This is a genomic window from Sutterella massiliensis (assembly GCF_016899755.1).
In the GTDB taxonomy this organism is placed as follows: Bacteria; Pseudomonadota; Gammaproteobacteria; order Burkholderiales; family Burkholderiaceae_F; genus Sutterella; species Sutterella massiliensis.
The window spans coordinates 1-562 of sequence record NZ_JACJJC010000229.1 but is presented as its reverse complement, the minus strand read 5'-3'; the positions used below and the strand labels follow the sequence as shown (position 1 = coordinate 562).

The following is a 562-nucleotide window of genomic DNA, read 5'->3' as shown; positions in this document are numbered from 1 at the left end:
ATGAAATACACGCGCGGCGTCGTCTATAAGGTCGACCAGAAGAAGATGACGGTCGAACAGGTTTACGCCGTTGGCCAGGAGAAGGGCTACGACTACTACAGCCCGGTTACGGGGCTTGCCGAGTACATGCCGGACAAGGATTCCTTCGTTGTCTATTACTCGACCGCCGGTCTAGGCGAAACGCTCGCCGGCAAGAAGGGGCGTGTCGACATTCACCCGTTCCTCGCCGAGTACAAGTGGGGCGAGAAGGATCCGGCTGTACTCATGAGTTTCAAAGATACGATGGGTTATCAGGCATGGGTCTTTGATTTAAAGAAGGCTTTCCCGGGCAACACCAAGTAATTCTGCGCTGCAGCAGTAGAAAAAACGCCGGCCGCGGATCCATCCAGCCGCTCCGGCGTTTTTTTGAACCCACTTTTCTCAACCTCTCATGATCGACCCAAAATGAATACCAATCACCTTCGACTTACCGCAACGGTCATTATCGCGGCAGCTGCAGCTGCCGGTGCGCACGCCGCCGACGTTGAGGTCTACGGACAGATCGACACCGGTCTCTATTATG

At 54.8% G+C, this 562-nt stretch carries 1 protein-coding gene; it reads left to right on the top strand.

The window, feature by feature from the left end:
- On the top strand, positions 1–342 hold a 342-nt coding region (locus H6A60_RS12305; RefSeq protein ID WP_205105046.1), incomplete at its 5' end, for an aryl-sulfate sulfotransferase.
- Positions 343–562: the final 220 nt, after the last annotated feature.